Raw genomic sequence first — 16,238 nt, forward strand, 5'->3', positions numbered from 1 at the left:
CTCGCGGGCCGAAGGTGTCGGCCGCTGCCGATAGGCTTCCCGAATGGCCCTCTCCGACGTTTCCCCCGATGTCTCCCCAGCGCTCGACGTGCTCCACCGCGTCTTCGGCTACAGCTCCTTCCGCGGCGAGCAGCAGGAGATCATCGAGCAGGTCGTCGGCGGCGGTGACGCCCTGGTCCTGATGCCGACCGGCGGCGGCAAGTCCCTGTGCTACCAGATCCCGGCGCTGGTCAGAGAGGGCACCGGCATCGTGATCTCCCCGCTGATCGCGCTCATGCAGGACCAGGTGGACGCGCTCACCGCCCTCGGCGTGCGGGCCGGCTTCCTCAACTCCACCCAGGACCCGTACGAGCGCCAGGCCGTCGAGCAGGCCTTCCTCGCCGACGAGCTGGACCTGCTGTACCTCGCGCCCGAGCGGCTGCGCACGGAGGGCACCCAGCGTCTCCTCGACCGCGGCCGGGTCTCGCTCTTCGCCATCGACGAGGCACACTGCGTGGCCCAGTGGGGCCACGACTTCCGCCCTGACTACCTCGCCCTGTCGATGCTCCACGAGCGCTGGCCCAAGGTGCCGCGGATCGCCCTGACCGCGACCGCCACCGAGGCCACGCACGCCGAGATCGCGGCCCGGCTGGGCCTGGAGGACGCCCGGCACTTCGTCGCCAGCTTCGACCGGCCCAACATCCAGTACCGCATCGTCCCGAAGAACAACCCGCTGAAGCAGCTGCTGGAGCTGATCAGGACCGAGCACGCGGGCGACGCCGGAGTCGTCTACTGCCTCTCCCGCTCCTCGGTCGAGAAGACCGCGGCCTCGCTGGCGGAGCACGGCATCGACGCGGTGCCGTACCACGCCGGCATGGACGCGCGCACGCGCGCCGCGAACCAGGCGCGCTTCCTGCGGGAGGACGGCGTGGTGGTCGTCGCGACCATCGCCTTCGGCATGGGCATCGACAAGCCGGACGTCCGCTTCGTCGCCCACCTCGACCTGCCCAAGTCGGTGGAGGGCTACTACCAGGAGACCGGCCGCGCCGGCCGCGACGGCGAGCCGGCCACCGCCTGGCTGGCGTACGGCCTCCAGGACGTGGTCCAGCAGCGCAAGCTCATCGACACCTCCGAGGGCGACGACCAGCACCGCCGGTCCCTGGCCCTGCACCTGGAGGCCATGCTCGCCCTGTGCGAGACCGTCGACTGCCGGCGGGTCCGGCTGCTCGCCTACTTCGGGCAGGCGGGCGAGCGCTGCGGCAACTGCGACACCTGCCTGACCCCGGCCGAGTCCTGGGACGGCACGGTCGCCGCCCAGAAGCTGCTGTCCACGGTGTGGCGGCTGGCGCGGGAGCGGCGCCAGAAGTTCGGCGCCGGCCAGATCATCGACATCCTCCAGGGCAAGAAGACCGCCAAGGTCATCCAGTTCGACCACGACCAGCTGTCCGTGTTCGGCGTCGGCGCCGACCTCGGCACTGCGGAGTGGCGGGGCGTCGTGCGCCAGCTGCTGGCCCAGGGACTGCTGGCGGTGGAGGGCGACTACGGCACGCTCGTCCTGACCGACGCCAGCGGCGAGGTGCTCGGGGGCCGGCGGCCCGTGCCGATGGGCAAGGAGAAGGCCGTCGCCCCGGCCCGCAAGGAGTCCGGCGCCCGCTCCGGGAAGAGCGGCCGGGTGCCCGTGGACCTGCCGGCCGCCGCCGTGCCGGTCTTCGAGGCGCTGCGCGCCTGGCGGGCCGCGACCGCACGCGAGCAGGGCGTACCGGCGTACGTGGTGTTCCACGACGCCACGCTGCGGGAGATCGCCACCCTACTGCCGGCCACCGTCGAGGAGCTCGGCGGCGTCGGCGGCGTCGGCGAGGCCAAGCTGGAGAAGTACGGCGAAGGCGTGCTCGACGCGCTCGCCGAGCACCGCGCGGGGAATCCGGAGGCCGCGGCCACCACGGCCGCCGCCGCACCCGCCGCCGCAGCCGCACCCGCACCCGCGGCCGGGAGCGCCGCCGGGCCCGGCCGGGGCGCCCGTGCCGCCGGTGCGGCGGCGGCCGCGCCCGTCGTCGAGCCCCCGGACCCGTTCGACGACGAACCTCCCTTCGACCTGGAGGAGCCGGACCCGGCCTGGGACGACTGGCAGTAGGGCGGCGGCCGCCCGCGTCACCCGGCCGGCCGCCTCCGGGTCCCCGCGCGCTGCGCGCGCGCCGGGACCGGGATATCAAGGGCTCGTGGAGTTCGAGGTCAATGGCGCCCCGCACACGGCGGACGTGGACGACGACCCCGCCGCCGTCGACGTGCTGCGCGACCGGCTGGGCCTCACCGGCACGAAGCTGGTCTGCGGCGGCGGAGTCTGCGGGGCCTGCACCGTTCAAGTGGACGGCGAGCCGAGGGTGTCCTGCCTGACCCCGGCGGTCCTGCTCGCCGGACGCCGGGTGACGACCGCCGAGGGCCTGGCCGGGCATCCCGTGGCCCGCGCCTTCGCCGCCCACGACGCCCTCCAGTGCGGCTACTGCACGCCCGGCTTCGTGGTCGAGGCGGCGGCCTTCCACGACCGGTGGCGGGCCGAGCACGGCCGTACCGCGCCCGGCCGCGAGGAGATCGCCGACGCCCTCGCCGGCCACTTGTGCCGGTGCGGCGCCTACGAGCGGATCTTCAGCGCGGTCGCCGCCGCCTGCGCGGGCGAGCACGATGCCCCGCCGGACGGCTCCCGGGCCGACGGCGCCCCCGCACCCCCGCGCGCCGAGGCCCCCGAGAAGACCGACGGCTCCGCCAGGTACACCACCGACATCCGCCCCGAAGGGCTGCTGGAGGGGGCCTTCGTCCGGTCGCCGCACGCCCACGCGGTGGTCCGCGCGATCGACGCGGGCGGCGTGGACCTGGTGCGGCTGGTGCCGCCCGGCGGGGTGGTCCGGTACGTCGGCCAGCCCGTCGCGGCCGTCGCCGCCGGGGACCGCGCCGCCGCCCGGGCCGCCGCGCGACGGGTCACCGTCGACTACCGCGTCCTGCCCGCCGCGCTCGACACCGGGAACGCCCGCGCCGGCACCGGCCCGCTCGTCTACCCGGACAAGGACGCCCGCACCAGCGCGCCCAGCGTGGGGGAGACACTCGCCCTGCCCGCCCGGTGGCACGGCAACCGGCGCGGCCCGGTGAGTCTCAACAAGCGCGCCGCCACCGCCGTGCGCCGGATCGCCGAGGCCCGTGCCCGCACCCCCGAGCGTCTGGTGGAAGGCGTCTACACCACGGCGGCGCAGAGCCACACCCCGCTCGAACCGCACGCCTGCCTGGCCAGCTGGCACGACGGCACCCTCCGCCTGGACGTCTCCACCCAGGCCGTCGGCGCCGTCGCGGAGGAAGCGGCCCGCCACTTCGGCCTGCCGCCCGAGCGGGTCGTCGTCCGGGCCGTCCACGTGGGCGGCGGCTTCGGCGCCAAGCTCAGACTGACCGCCGACATCGTCGCCGCGGCCGAACTCGCCCGGCTGCACGACGCCCCCGTACGCGTGGCACTCGACCGGGACGAGGAGCTCGCCGACGGCGGCTACCGGCCCGGCGTCCGGCTCCGGCTGGCCATGGCCGCGGACGAGGACGGGGACCTGGCGGCCCTCGCCATCGACGCGGACAGCGACGGCGGGGTCGCGGTGGGCAGCTCCGTGGCGGCCCTGGCCCGGTTCATCTACGGCCGCGCCCCGCGCCGGCTCCGCGACTTCGACACCGTCACCCACCGGCCGCCGGGCGCCCCCTTCCGCGGCCCCGGTGGACCCCCGCTGTGCTGGGCCCTGGAACAGGCCGTGGACGAGATGGCGCACCGGCTCGGCGAGGACCCCGTCGCCCTGCGCCGCCGCTGGGACGGCAACCCCAAACGCCGCGCCCTCTACGACCGGGCCGCCGCGCTCCCGGTCTGGTCCGGCCCCCGCGGCGGCACCGGCCGGTACCGCCGCGGCGTCGGTGTCGCGGCGGCCAACTGGATGTACTTCCTCGACCCCGGCACCGAGGTCCGGCTGACCGTCTGGGACGGCACCGTCATCGCCCGCTGCGCCGTCCAGGACATGGGCACCGGCGCCCGCACCGTGCTGCTGCGGGCCGTGGCCGAGGGGCTCGGGCTGCCGGAGGACCGGGTACGCGCCGAGATCGGCCTGAGCACCGACGTCCACGGCCCACGCTCGGGCGGCAGCCGCACCACCCCATCCCTCGCGCCCGCCGCCCTGGACGCGGCCGAGCGGCTGCGCGCGGCGCTGGGCGGGGACGTCGCGGGGCGCCTGGACTCCGTGCACGGCCTGACCGTCACCGGCCGGCGGCCCCGCGACCGCCGCGGCTTCGTGACGCCCTTCGCCCTGAACGGCCTGGCCCTCGGCCGCGGCTTCACCGGATCGGTGCAGGTGGCCGAGGTCGAGGTGGACACCCGGCTCGGCCGGACCCGGGTGCTCCGGGTCTGGAGCGGCATCGCCGCGGGCCGGATCCACCAGGACCGGCTGGCCCGCAGCCAGTGCGAGGGCGCCGTCGTCCAGGGCATCGGCTACGCGCTGTACGAGGAGCGCCGCACCGACCCGGCCACCGGCCGGGTGCTGACCGAGAACCTGGAGGACTACCGCGTCCCCGGCATCGGCGACACCCCCGAGATCACGGTCCACTTCCACCAGGAGGGCTTCGACCACGTGCCCGGCGGCGGGGTCGGGCTCGGCGAGATCTCCGCCCTGCCGACGGCCGCATGCGTGGCCAACGCGGTGCACGACGCCACCGGCTGGCGCCCGTACGACCTGCCCATCCGGTCTGACAGGCTCCTGGAAGGACTGCGGAGTTGACCACCGACCGCACACCCTCCGGCCCCACGCCCTCCGGCCCCAGACTCCCGGGCCCCGCGCCCTCCGGCCGTACACCCGCCCGCCCCACGCCCGCCGAGCCCTCCCTCACCGACCTCGCCGCCGCCGTACGGGCCCGCGGCGGGGAGTTCCGGGCCGGCGGCACCGACACCACCGCCCGGCAGCGCACGGGCCTCTCGCCCGGCCCGTTCACCGACCTGGCCGCCGCCGGCCACCTGCGCGGCAGCACCCCGCTGCGGGGCGGCGGGCTACGGATCGGCGCCCTGACCACCCTGGCCGAACTCGCCGCCGACCCGCAGGTCCGGGAGGGCTGGCCCGCCCTCGCGGTCACGGCCGCGATCCCGGCCACCCCGCAGGTCCGCGCCGCCGGCACCGTGGGCGGCAACCTGCTCCAGCGCAACCGGTGCTGGTACTACCGCAACCCGCACGTCGACTGCCTCCAGAAGGGCGGCTCCGGCTGTCCGGCGCGCACCGGCGACCACCACTTCGGCGTCGTCAGCGGCGACGGCCCGTGCGTCACCCCGCACCCCTCGACCCTCGCCGTCGCCCTGCTCACCTACGACGCCGAGGCCGAGGTCCACGGCGAGTCCCCGCGCCCGGTGGCCGAGCTGTACGGGGACGGCGCGGGGCTGCACACCGCGGACCACCTGCTGCCGCCCGACCGCGTCCTCACCGCGGTCCGGCTGCCCGCCCCGCTGCCCGGCGAACGCGCCGCCTGCCACCGGGCCATCAGCAGGTCCCGCGCCGAATGGCCGCTGGTGGAGGTCACCGCCCGGCTCGTGCTCGACGGCACGACCGTGACCCGGGCCGCCGTGGCCGCCGGCGGCGTGGCGCGCGTCCCCCTGCGCCTGCCGGAGGTCGAGGCGGCGCTGACCGGCCAGGAGGCGACCGCTGCCGTCCTCGCGGAAGCCGCTGCCACCGTCCTGGGCCGCTGCCGGCCCCTGCCGCAGACCGGCTACAAGGCGACGCTGTTCCGTGACACCGTCCTGGAGGTCCTGGAACGCGCGGTGGGCCTCCCGTGACCTTCGTGCCCTTCCGTGGCCGCAACGCGGAACGGGCCGGCCCGGCGCCACGAGGGCGCCGGGCCGGCCCGTTTCCACGGCCCTGGTGAGGGGGAGCGTCAGTCCGTGCCGAACTCCATGGCGGCACGGTCCAGCATCTGGTCCTCCTCCGAGACCTCGCCGCGCGAGGCGATGGCCTCGGCGCCGCCCTCGGGCAGCTCCGGCATGGTGCCGATCAGCCCGGTCGCGGCGGCCTGGGAGGCGCCGATGGTCGGGCTGCCGGTGCCGATCAGGCCCAGGCCGGCGTACTGCTCCAGCTTGGCGCGCGAGTCGGCGATGTCCAGGTTGCGCATGGTGAGCTGGCCGATCCGGTCCACCGGGCCGAAGGCCGAGTCCTCGGTGCGCTCCATGGACAGCTTGTCCGGGTGGTAGCTGAAGGCCGGGCCCGTGGTGTCGAGGATCGAGTAGTCCTCGCCGCGCCGCAGCCGCAGGGTCACCTCACCGGTGACCGCCGCGCCGACCCAGCGCTGGAGGGACTCGCGGATCATCAGGGCCTGCGGGTCCAGCCAGCGGCCCTCGTACATGAGCCGGCCGAGGCGGCGGCCCTCGTTGTGGTACTGCGCGAGGGTGTCCTCGTTGTGGATCGCGTTGACGAGGCGCTCGTACGCGGCGTGCAGCAGGGCCATGCCCGGGGCCTCGTAGATGCCGCGGCTCTTGGCCTCGATGATCCGGTTCTCGATCTGGTCGGACATGCCCAGGCCGTGGCGGCCGCCGATGGCGTTGGCCTCCATCACCAGGTCGACCGGGGTCGCGAACTCCTTGCCGTTGATCGTCACCGGCCGGCCCTGGTCGAAGCCGATGGTCACGTCCTCGGCGGCGATCTCCACCGACGGGTCCCAGAACCGCACGCCCATGATCGGGTCGACGGTCTCGATGCCGGTGTCCAGGTGTTCGAGGGTCTTCGCCTCGTGGGTGGCGCCCCAGATGTTGGCGTCGGTGGAGTAGGCCTTCTCGGTGCTGTCCCGGTAGGGCAGCCCGTGGGCCAGCAGCCACTCGGACATCTCCTTGCGGCCGCCGAGCTCGGTCACGAAGTCCGCGTCGAGCCACGGCTTGTAGATCCGCAGGTGCGGGTTGGCCAGCAGACCGTAGCGGTAGAACCGCTCGATGTCGTTGCCCTTGAAGGTCGAGCCGTCGCCCCAGATCTGCACGTCGTCCTCGAGCATCGCCCGGACCAGCAGGGTGCCGGTGACGGCGCGGCCCAGGGGCGTGGTGTTGAAGTACGCGCGGCCGCCGGAGCGGATGTGGAACGCGCCGCAGGTGAGCGCGGCAAGGCCCTCCTCGACGAGCGCGGCGCGGCAGTCGACCAGGCGCGCGATCTCGGCGCCGTAGGTCTTGGCGCGGCCGGGCACCGACGCGATGTCGGGCTCGTCGTACTGGCCGATGTCGGCGGTGTAGGTGCACGGTACGGCGCCCTTGTCGCGCATCCACGCGACGGCGACCGACGTGTCGAGGCCGCCGGAGAAGGCGATGCCGACGCGCTCGCCGGCGGGGAGGGAGGTGAGGACCTTGGACATAGGAAGAGTATGCAAGGTATCGCATGATCATGCAACACCCTCTTCGGTGGTGTCCCTCACCGCACCCCTCGGAGGTCCTTCCGCTCGTACACGGTGACCCGCCGCCCACCGGAGACCTCCGACCGAACCGCCACGAAGGCCCCGGCCAGCACCCGTCGCTTGGCCCGGTCGCGGGCGTTGGCGGGCGCGCCCGCCAACGCGTCGTCGACCAGCACCACGCGGCGCTCCCGCAGCAGCGCACCGGCGATCGCCTCCGGGCCGGCCTCGACACCGTGCAGCGTGCCCGACGCGGCGGGACTCCGTACGAGCGCCACGTCGCGCAGCCCCCGGAACGCACCCGGTGCGACCAGCGCGGTGTCCCGGCGCGCGGCCGGCACGAACGCCACCGCGGCTCCGCCCGGCTCCCGCACCGAGGCCACCAGGGCGGCGGCCCCGCGCACGTCGTCCACCCGGCCCCCGGCCGTCCGCAGCCGGTGCTCGACCGGCAGCAGCGCGAGGAAGACCAGCGCGGCGACCGCCGCCGTGAAGGCGCCCGGCCGGGCCCCGAGCCGGGCCCCGAGCGCGGTGACGAGCGTGCCGAGCGCCAGGGCGAGGCCCAGCGCCGAGAACAGCACGTACCGGTCGACGTACAGCGGCTGCACCGTCAGCGAGACGGCCAGCAGCACCACCTGCGGCACGGCGCACAGGGGGACCGCCACGGCGGCCGCACCCATCCGCCCGCCGCGCCCGCCCGGGGGTGCGCTGCCGTGCCGGGCGCCGCGCAGCAGGGCGCAGCCGCCGGCCACCAGCACGTACGCAGCCACGACGGCGACCGCCCCGGCGCCGGCCGGGCGGATCCACGCCACCTGCCCGGCCTGGCTGCGGCTGGCCCAGATCAGCGGCAGCGCGCCGAGCACCGCCGCGCCCGCCGCGTACGCCCATCCCCGCGGTACGGCGCGGGGCGCCCGGACGACCAGCAGCGTGCAGGCGTGCGCGCACAGGAGGAGCAGCGAGAACCAGTTGAGCAACGCGCCGGCCAGGACCGCTCCGGCGTACGCGCACCAGGTGCGGGCACGCGGGCGCCGTGTCCCGGCCACCAGCAGCCAGGTGGCGAGCGCGGCCGCGGCCGTCACCAGGGCGTACGGGCGGCCCTCCTGTGCGTACCGCTGGACCTGCGGCAGCAGCGCGAGGGCGAGTCCTGCCGCCAGTCCCGTCCGGGGGCCGGCGAGCCGGGCGCCGAGGTCGGCGAGGAGCGCGGCCGCGGCGGCGACCGCGAGGACGGAGGGCAGGCGGAGGGCGGCCAGACCTTCGCCGAAGACGGCGAAGACCGCGTGGACGAGGGCGTAGTAGAGGCCGTGGACGAGGTCCACCCGGTCCAGCATCCGCCAGAGTTCGGGCAGGCTCCGCCGGGCGACCTGCCAGGTGACGGCCTCGTCGCGCCAGAGCGAGTCCTGCCGGGTGATGCCCCACAGGCCGAGGGCCAGAGCCAGCGCGGCGGGGAGGGCGCGGACGGTGCGGAGGGAGGGCGAGGGTGAAGAGGAGGGGGAGGAGGAAGGTGGCTCGTGCCCGGGGGAGCGGGCGGCGGTCGGATCCGCGGCCGGTTCTCCGGGCGGAGGCGGTGGTCCGGGCGGCGCCGGGGGCGGGGGCGCGGCCGGCGGTGCCGGAGGCGGGGCGGGCTCGGCGGTTGGGCCGGTCGGGCCGGTTCGGGCCGGCGGGTCGGGCGGGGCCGGCGGATCGGGTGGACCGGGCGGGGCCGGCGGATCGGGCCGGTGCGGGCCGGCCGGGGGCCGGTGCGGCGCGGTGGCGGGCCGGGCCGGCAGGGTGCCGGGCGGTCCCGTGGGCGGAGGCGGCATGGCGGGGGCTCCGGGCGGTGCGTCAGGCGGCGGCCGGCGCCAGCGGCGAACGGCTCACCCGGATCTTGGACTGGCCGTGCGGCCGCGTCTCCCAGTCGTCCATGAAGCGCGCGTGCAGCCCGTGCTTGCCGGCGAGGGCGAGCAGCGTCTCCGTCCGGTAGTAGAAGTCCTCCCGCAGCACCTGGTGTTCGGTGCCCTCCGTGCGGTCGAAGGTGAAGTCGAAGAAGCCGGTGTCGGTCAGGATGCGCCCGACATGCGCGAGGCACTCGTCGATCACCGGCAGCGGGGAGTGCGAGAACACGCTGTGGGCGTGGACGACGTCGAAATGGCGGTCGGGCAGGAAGTCCAGCGTGAGGTCGTCGGTGATGGTCAGGTGCGGCAGCTTCGCCTGGAGCCCGCGGTCCCTCAGCGTCTGCTTGGCCGCTATGAGGATGTCGGGCGAGATGTCGATGCCGTAGTAGTGGCCGGTGTCGAGGTGGCCGATGAACCGCCAGCCCCCGCGCAGGTTCCCGCAGCCGATGTCGAGCATCCGGTGCTCGGGCCGCAGGCCGTGCTCCACCAGGTAGTCGAACTGCATCCGGCCGAGCGCCAGCCACCGGTCGTGGGTCTGGCTGCCGACCGCCGCCTCGGGGTTGCGCCGGGTGTCGGAGGCCATCACGGCCCGGTAGTACGCCACGTGGTCGGGGTACTGGCGGCGCAGCCAGGCGTCGCGCGTGGCGCGGCGCAGGTACGGGGCGACGCGGCCGGGGTTGCGCAGCGCGTAACCCACCTTGTGGGTCAGGGCGGCGCGGTTGTTGTTGAGCTTCTTCGGGGACTTGGCGTTTTCGGGCATGCCGAAGCGACCTCCTTGCTCGGTACGTGACGAAGGGAAAAGGGCGGGGGAAGGAAGGTGAGGGGCGCCCCCGGCGAGCGGCAGGGCTCAGACGCGGCGGCGCAGGAGTACGGCCGTGGCGACGACGAGGAGCACGGCCAGGCCGCCGAGGAGTGCCGTGTCGGTCCACTGGAAGGCCCAGTAGTCGGCGGGCGGGTTGGCCTCGTAGAAGCGGGACACGTAGCCGTGCCGCGTCATGCAGTCGGTGAGTTCGGGGCCGGAGGGGAAGGCGCAGTTCATCACGTCGTCACGGCGTCCCGAGGCGGTGATCAGGCCGTAGTTGCCCGTCGACCACTTGTCCTCCATGAGCGGCTTGGGGGCGGCGCCCGCGCTCACGTAGCTCTGCGGCGGGACGAACACGCGCGCCTTGTGCGCCAGTTCCAGCAGTCCGGTGACGACGACGGTGGCCACCAGGGTCAGCGCCATGCCGGACATCACCCTGCGCACGAGCAGCCCGGCGAGGGTGCCGACGGAGAGGCCGAAGAGGGCGGCGGCGACGGTGCGCGGGCCGGAACCGCTGAGGGCGGCCGTGTCGTACCAGAACACCCCGTAGCTGCGGTCGGCCGCGGGCTCCCACCACCAGGAGAACAGCAGGGCCAGCAGTCCGGAGACGGCCACGCTGCCGAGGGCGGCCAGGGCGAAGCGGCCGGTGAACCACTGGGCCCGGCCGATGCCCTGCGCCAGCACCATGCGGTGGGTGCCGAGTTCGCGGTCGCGGCCGAGCAGCGGGGCGCCCCAGAACATGCCGACGAGGGTGGGCAGGGCGATGTTGAGGAAGCCCAGGACCTGGAGGGGCGCGATGTCCAGCACCAGGGGCATGCCGTCGGCGCCGCTGCAGTGCAGGGGCCCGGTCTCGCAGTGGTCGAACAGGCCGCTGTCCAGGTCGGACACCATGCCGGCGCGCGAGACCACCGCGACCGTCAGGGCCACGGCCAGCAGGGCCGCGCCGCTCAGCAGCAGCACGCGCTGCTGGCGCCAGGCCAGCCAGAGGGAGCCGTTCACGCCGCGTCCTCCTCGTTGCGGTGGGCGGGGTCGGTCGGGGGGTTCACTTCGGTCGGCTCGCTCGTGGTGTGTGGTTCTCCGGGTGCGGTGCGGAGGTGTCCGATCAGTACGTCCTCCAGGCTGGGGTGCCGTACCTGCCAGTCCCCGCCGAGCTCGCCGTTGCGGCGGACGAGAGCGGTGAGCTGCCGGCCGTTGGTACGCGCGTGCACCACCGTGTGCCCCGCCAGGGCCGGGGCGCCGTCCCGGTGCCCGGTCAGCAGGGTGTGGCCGGTGCGCAGTGCGTCGGCGTCCTCGCTGAGCGCCACCCGGCCCGCGCGGAGCAGGACGACCCAGTCGCAGGTCTGCTCCAGCTCCGACAGCACGTGGGAGGACATCACGATGGTGGTGCCGTGCTCGGCGGCCTCGGCCATCAGCGTGGCCATGATCTCGCCGCGGACCAGCGGGTCGAGGTTGGACAGCGGCTCGTCCAGCAGCAGCAGTTCGGGCCGTTTGCCGAGGGCCAGGGCGAGGGCCACCCGGGCGCGCCGGCCGGGGGAGAGCTCCCCCACGCGCGCGTCGAGGGCGATGTTCCCCTCGCGGACGGTCCGTTCGGCCGCCTCCCGGTCCCAGGCGCCGTTGAGCCGGGCGCCCATGTGCAGCGTGTCGGCCACGGTGAAGCGGGGGTAGAGCGGCTTCTCCTGGGTGAGGAGCGAGACCCGGGCGCGGGCCTCGGGCGTGCCGGGTGCCGCGCCCAGGACCCGTATCCGGCCCGTCGTGGGACGGAGCAGGCCGGCGGCCAGGTGCAGCAGGGTGCTCTTGCCGGCGCCGTTGCGGCCGACGAGTGCGGTGACGCGGCCCCGGGGGACCGTGAACGCGCAGTCCTCCAGCGCCCAGCCGTCGCGTGCCCGGTACCGGTGGCCGAGGCCCGTGGCGCTCAGGGCGGCGGGCTCCGTGGGCCCGGTCATGCGTTCTCCTCTGTGTCGTCCCGGTCTCCCGGGGGTGGTACGGGTCCGCCGGCGTCCATCTCCCCGACGGCGGCGGTGATCAGCGCGAGGACGTCGGCGCGCTCCAGGCCCGCCGCGCGGGCGCGCGCCATCCAGGCGGCGAGCTCCGCGCGGAGCGGCGAGTCCGCCGCCGTGCCGGGGCGCGCCAGCGAGCGCCGTACGAAGGTGCCGAGGCCGCGCCGCGCCTCGACCAGGCCCTCCCGCTCCAGCTCGCGGTAGGCCTTGAGCACCGTGTTGGGGTTGATCGCGGTGGCCTCGACGACCTCCTTGGCGGTGGGCAGCCGGTCGCCGACCTGGAGCGTGCCCATGCGCAGGGCCTGCTCGGTCTGCCGGACGATCTGCACGTACGCCGGGACGCCGCTCGACCGGTCGATCTGGTACTCGACCACGTCACCTTCCATGCTTTCACTAATTGAGTAGTGAAAGCATGGATCTTGGGCGGCCTTCCTGTCAAACGGCCCGGCGCGCGAGAATCGGGACCGTCCCGGCACCTCCCGCCCGCCGTACCGAGGAACCCGGGGAACCGCACATGAGCCGCCGGCCCGCGCCGCTGCCCCAGTCCGAGTCCGAGTCCGAGTCCGACCAGGAGTCCTTCGCCCTGTTGCCGGGAGCGGCCGCGTCGCCGGTGATCCTCCACGTCCCGCACTCCTCGCGCGCCGTACCGCCGGCCGTGCGGCGCGGCATCCACCGGCCTGGACAGCCCTTTCGCCGGCACGTACGTGCCGCTGCGGGACCACGGCGAGGACGACCGGGTCGGCGCCCTGATGGTCGAGATCCGCCGGGACCTCTACCAGTCGTATCCGGGCGGACCCGCCGGAGCCGGGGCCGACGCGCTGGCCAAGGCCCTGGCCGCGCTCGTCGACCGCCTCCACCCGTAGCACGGGGGCATACCGCCGTCGCCCCAGGGCAGGCGCGGGCCGACGGAACGAACACCGGCGCCCCGGCGGCACGCGCGGGGTCGCCCGACCGGCGTGCCGCTCCGGCGGCGTGGCGCGGAGGAGTGAACGAACGGTGACGCAGCAGACCGAGCCGGAACCCGAGGGGCCGGGACCCGTCCCCTCCGACCCCGATCCGGTGCCGCGCGACCCGCGGCCCGCGACCCCGTCGGGCCCGCCCGACGAACCCCCGCCCGGCCCGGAGCCGGCGGAGGAGCCCGTACCCGAGCCGCCCGACTAGGAGCCAGTCTTCCGCGTCGGCCGGCCACCCCGAATGGCGGTGCCGGAAGGGGGTAGCAGCGGCTCTGCGAGAGGGGCCGGGGCCCGTCCGGGTGTCCGCCCGGCAGCGCCCGCCGCCCCGGAGTGGAGAACAGAAATGATCATCCTCGGTCTCATCCTGCTGGTGCTCGGCTGGGCGCTGGGCATCTCGATCCTCTGGACGATCGGCATCATCCTGCTCGTCATCGGTGCCGTCCTGTGGATCATGGGCTCCGTGGGCCACGCCGTGGGCGGCCGCAACCACTACTGGTGACCCGGCACCGGCCCGGCGGACATGGCCCGCGCAACCCACCGGTGGCGGGGGCGGCTAGGCCCCACGGCCGCCGCCCTGCGGGCCCGCCTGCACGCGGCGGACGGTGACGGCACCGGAGCCGCGGACGGGGGGCCCGCCGAAGCGGGGGGCGCCGCCGGGGGCCCGGCCCCCGGCGGACCACCGCCCCGCACCCCGCCGGCGGAGGCCATCCCCTGGGGGCTGCGGGTGGCCGCCGAGGCGGCCTGGCGGCTCCTGGTCATCGCGGGCGGCCTCTGGGTGCTGTTCCGCGTGGTGTCGGCGCTCCGCATCGTCGTGCTCGCCTTCGCCGTCGCGCTCCTCGTCACGGCCCTGCTCCAGCCGACCGTGGCCCGCCTCCACCGGCACGGGCTGCCGCGCGGCCCCGCGACCGCGCTGACCGCGCTCTGCGGGTTCGTACTCCTCGGCCTGGCCGGCTGGTTCGTCGTCTGGCAGGTCATGGACAACGCGGACGTGCTCACGGCACGGGTCCGCGAGGGGGTGGAAGAGCTGAAGCAGTGGCTGCTGCGCAGCCCGCTGCACGTGACGGAGAAGCAGATCAACTCCGTCGCCGACAGCCTGAGCGACGGCCTGGCCTCCGGCGGCGGCATCGCCTCACGCGGCCTGCAGGGCGTCACGGTCCTCGTGGAGGTCCTCACGGGCATCCTGCTGGCGATCTTCTCGACGCTGTTCCTGCTCTACGACGGGCCGCGGATCTGGCGCTGGAGCCTGATCGCCGTACCGGCCGCCGCCCGGCCCGCCGTGGCCGACTGCGGTCCGGCCGCCTGGGCGACGCTGACCGGCTACGTCCGCGGGACCGTGATCGTGGCGCTGGTCGACGCGGTGTTCATCGGGCTCGGCGTGTACTTCCTCGGAGTGCCGCTCGCCGTGCCGTTGGGCGTGTTCATCTTCCTCTTCTCCTTCATCCCCCTGGTGGGCGCCGTGGTCTCCGGCGCCCTCGCGGTGGTCGTCGCGCTCGTCACGGAAGGGCTGTTCGCCGCCGCGATGGTGCTGATGGTCGTGCTCGTCGTCCAGCAGATCGAGGGCCACGTCCTGCAGCCGTTCATCCTCGGCCGGGCCGTCCGGGTGCATCCGCTGGGCGTCGTACTGGCCGTCTCGGCGGGCGGCACGATCGCGGGGATCGGCGGTGCGGTGGTGGCCGTCCCGCTGGTGGCCGTGCTGAAGACCGTGGTCGGCCAGCTGCGCCGCACGGCGGCCGCCGCGACCACCGCGCCGGGCTACGGGCCGCCGCCTCCGGAGCCGTCGGAGCCCGAGCCGGCACCGTCCGGGCCACCGCGGCCCGGGCCACCGCGGCCCGGGGCGCCGGGGCACGGGGCCCCGGATCCCGAAGGCCCGGCGCCCCGGCAACCGCTCCCGGAACCGCCGCCGGAACCGCCGCCGGAGGCGGACCCGCCCCCGGCGGAGTCGCCTCCGTGACCCGGGCGCGGTGACCCGGCCCTCCGTGGCCGGTACGGAGGGACCCGTACCGGCAGCCCGTCACGGCCGGTGGAAGACCGCCTCGGGCGCCTCGGCGGACGGGCCGCGCAGCAGCGGCTGCGGGATGCCCCTCAGGTGGCGGTCCATGAAGGCGCCGACGAACGTGCGGGTCAGCTGCACCGAACGGGCGCCGGACAGTGGGGATTCCAGGTCCGGCAGGCCGAGCTGGTCGCCGATGGACGGGACGTCGGTGAAGGTGAAGTGGTCCGCGTCCTTGAAACTGATCCAGCGCTTCCAGCCGTCGAGGCGCGGCCAGTCCCGGTCCCAGCTGGCCTCGCCGCCAGGAGCCCCGTCGGCGGCGGCGAGCAGCATGAACGGGCGCCCGCCCAGCCCCTTCTCCGGCACCGGCGTGAACAGGGTGCCGTCCATGTCGACGCCGGCGCGGATCCGCGGGTCCGCGGCCATGGCCGCGGCCGTGCCCGCCCCGCCGATGGAGTGCCCGGCCATTGCGATGCGGCCGCGGTCGATCAGGTGGGACTTCCGCCAGGCCGGGTGCGGGCCGGTGAGGCGGTCGAGGAGGAACGACACGTCGCGGGCCCGGCCGTCGCTGACGGCCCGGTAGCCCGAGGGTTCCTCGCCGACCCGGGTGCACGCCAGGCACTCCAGCACGCGGCCGCCGGGGAAGGCGGTGCCGACGGTCTCGTAGGCGTGGTCCACCGAGGCCACGACGTAACCCCGGGACGCCAGTTCCTCGGCCAGGGAGGTCAGCGTCGCGCGGTGCACGGTGAACCCGGGGGACAGGACCACCAGGGGGTGGCGGCCGGGGAGGGCGCGTGCCCCCTCCCGCGCGTGGGCTGCCGTACCGGCGAGGGTCTCCGCCGGGATCACCTTGTCCAGCTCCCGCGCGGCCAGCAGCAGCCGGGCCTCCGCCACGGTGAGGTACCGTACGGGCCCGCCGGTGCCCCGTACGGCCGGGTACCGCATGGTGACCATCAGCTCGCGCGGCCCGCTGCGGGCCCACGGGTCGGTACGGGTCCGGTCGACCAGGTGCAGGGTCTCCTGGCCCACGGCGAACCGGCCGGTGGGCCGCGGAAGTTCGACCCGCGCCGTCGCCTGCGGGCCGGTGGCGGCTGCGGTTCCGGCGGCCGGCGCCGAGGCGGACACCGAGGCCGTCGCGGGGACGGGAGCGGCGACCGCGGTGGCGGAGGCGGCGATCGGCAGCGGAAGGATCAAGGCGAGGAGCGCGGCAGCGGCAGCCGCGTGGCGTCGGTTCAT

Annotated in this window: 13 protein-coding genes and 1 pseudogene; 7 read left to right on the forward strand and 7 right to left on the reverse strand. The window is 75.5% G+C overall.

Going from position 1 to position 16,238, the window contains the following annotated elements:
- The first annotated feature begins 43 nt into the window (after window positions 1-43).
- The 3 genes from recQ (at window position 44) to ACIF6F_RS19220 (ending at window position 5,803) form a co-directional block, all read left to right on the forward strand.
- Entirely contained in the window at window positions 44-2,110 is a 2,067-nt protein-coding gene (gene recQ / locus ACIF6F_RS19210; RefSeq protein ID WP_399948002.1) for a DNA helicase RecQ, read from the forward strand.
- An 85-nt stretch (window positions 2,111-2,195) separates the two neighbouring features.
- On the forward strand, window positions 2,196-4,763 hold the full coding sequence (locus tag ACIF6F_RS19215) for a molybdopterin-dependent oxidoreductase (RefSeq protein ID WP_399948003.1): 2,568 nt from the start codon (window positions 2,196-2,198) through the stop codon (window positions 4,761-4,763).
- Window positions 4,760-5,803, forward strand: coding sequence for an FAD binding domain-containing protein (locus ACIF6F_RS19220; RefSeq protein ID WP_399948004.1), 1,044 nt, complete (start codon window positions 4,760-4,762; stop codon window positions 5,801-5,803). Before ACIF6F_RS19215 ends, ACIF6F_RS19220 begins: the two co-directional genes overlap by 4 nt.
- 98 nt (window positions 5,804-5,901) lie before the next feature.
- Here the strand turns inward: ACIF6F_RS19220 and argG are convergent, their stop codons facing one another.
- The 6 genes from argG to ACIF6F_RS19250 form a co-directional block, all read right to left on the reverse strand.
- On the reverse strand, window positions 5,902-7,356 hold the full coding sequence (gene argG, locus ACIF6F_RS19225) for an argininosuccinate synthase (protein WP_399948005.1): 1,455 nt from the start codon (window positions 7,354-7,356) through the stop codon (window positions 5,902-5,904).
- Window positions 7,357-7,412: 56 nt separating this feature from the next.
- Window positions 7,413-9,188: a glycosyltransferase family 39 protein gene (locus ACIF6F_RS19230; protein ID WP_399948006.1), complete on the reverse strand. Its 1,776-nt coding sequence runs from the start codon at window positions 9,186-9,188 to the stop codon at window positions 7,413-7,415.
- 22 nt (window positions 9,189-9,210) lie between these two features.
- Window positions 9,211-10,020: a class I SAM-dependent methyltransferase gene (locus tag ACIF6F_RS19235; protein ID WP_399948007.1), complete on the reverse strand. Its 810-nt coding sequence runs from the start codon at window positions 10,018-10,020 to the stop codon at window positions 9,211-9,213.
- 87 nt (window positions 10,021-10,107) lie between these two features.
- Complete coding sequence (locus ACIF6F_RS19240) at window positions 10,108-11,061, reverse strand: ABC transporter permease (RefSeq protein WP_399948008.1); 954 nt, start codon at window positions 11,059-11,061, stop codon at window positions 10,108-10,110.
- A complete protein-coding gene (locus ACIF6F_RS19245) occupies window positions 11,058-12,005 on the reverse strand; it encodes an ATP-binding cassette domain-containing protein (RefSeq protein WP_399948009.1) in 948 nt (315 codons plus the stop codon). Before ACIF6F_RS19245 ends, ACIF6F_RS19240 begins: the two co-directional genes overlap by 4 nt.
- The gene (locus ACIF6F_RS19250; RefSeq protein ID WP_399948010.1) at window positions 12,002-12,445 is read right to left on the reverse strand and encodes a GntR family transcriptional regulator; all 444 of its coding nucleotides are present in this window, start codon (window positions 12,443-12,445) and stop codon (window positions 12,002-12,004) included. Before ACIF6F_RS19250 ends, ACIF6F_RS19245 begins: the two co-directional genes overlap by 4 nt.
- 273 nt (window positions 12,446-12,718) lie before the next feature.
- Between ACIF6F_RS19250 and ACIF6F_RS19255 the strand changes: the two are divergent.
- From ACIF6F_RS19255 to ACIF6F_RS19270, 4 genes and pseudogenes are all read left to right on the forward strand, one after another.
- Window positions 12,719-12,922: pseudogene (locus ACIF6F_RS19255) on the forward strand (N-formylglutamate amidohydrolase); the annotation flags it as partial.
- 133 nt (window positions 12,923-13,055) lie between these two features.
- The gene (locus ACIF6F_RS19260) at window positions 13,056-13,220 is read left to right on the forward strand and encodes a hypothetical protein (RefSeq protein WP_399948011.1); all 165 of its coding nucleotides are present in this window, start codon (window positions 13,056-13,058) and stop codon (window positions 13,218-13,220) included.
- 135 nt (window positions 13,221-13,355) lie between these two features.
- Window positions 13,356-13,511 (forward strand): DUF6131 family protein, encoded by a 156-nt coding sequence (locus ACIF6F_RS19265; RefSeq protein WP_399948012.1) that lies wholly within the window; start codon window positions 13,356-13,358, stop codon window positions 13,509-13,511.
- A 21-nt stretch (window positions 13,512-13,532) separates the two neighbouring features.
- Entirely contained in the window at window positions 13,533-14,963 is a 1,431-nt protein-coding gene (locus ACIF6F_RS19270; RefSeq protein WP_399948013.1) for an AI-2E family transporter, read from the forward strand.
- 60 nt (window positions 14,964-15,023) lie between these two features.
- On the opposite strand, the gene ACIF6F_RS19275 is transcribed toward ACIF6F_RS19270, so the two are convergent.
- Complete coding sequence (locus ACIF6F_RS19275; protein ID WP_399948014.1) at window positions 15,024-16,238, reverse strand: alpha/beta hydrolase family protein; 1,215 nt, start codon at window positions 16,236-16,238, stop codon at window positions 15,024-15,026.

This window comes from Streptomyces sp. NPDC086023 (assembly GCF_044540325.1).
In the GTDB taxonomy this organism is placed as follows: Bacteria; Actinomycetota; Actinomycetes; order Streptomycetales; family Streptomycetaceae; genus Streptomyces.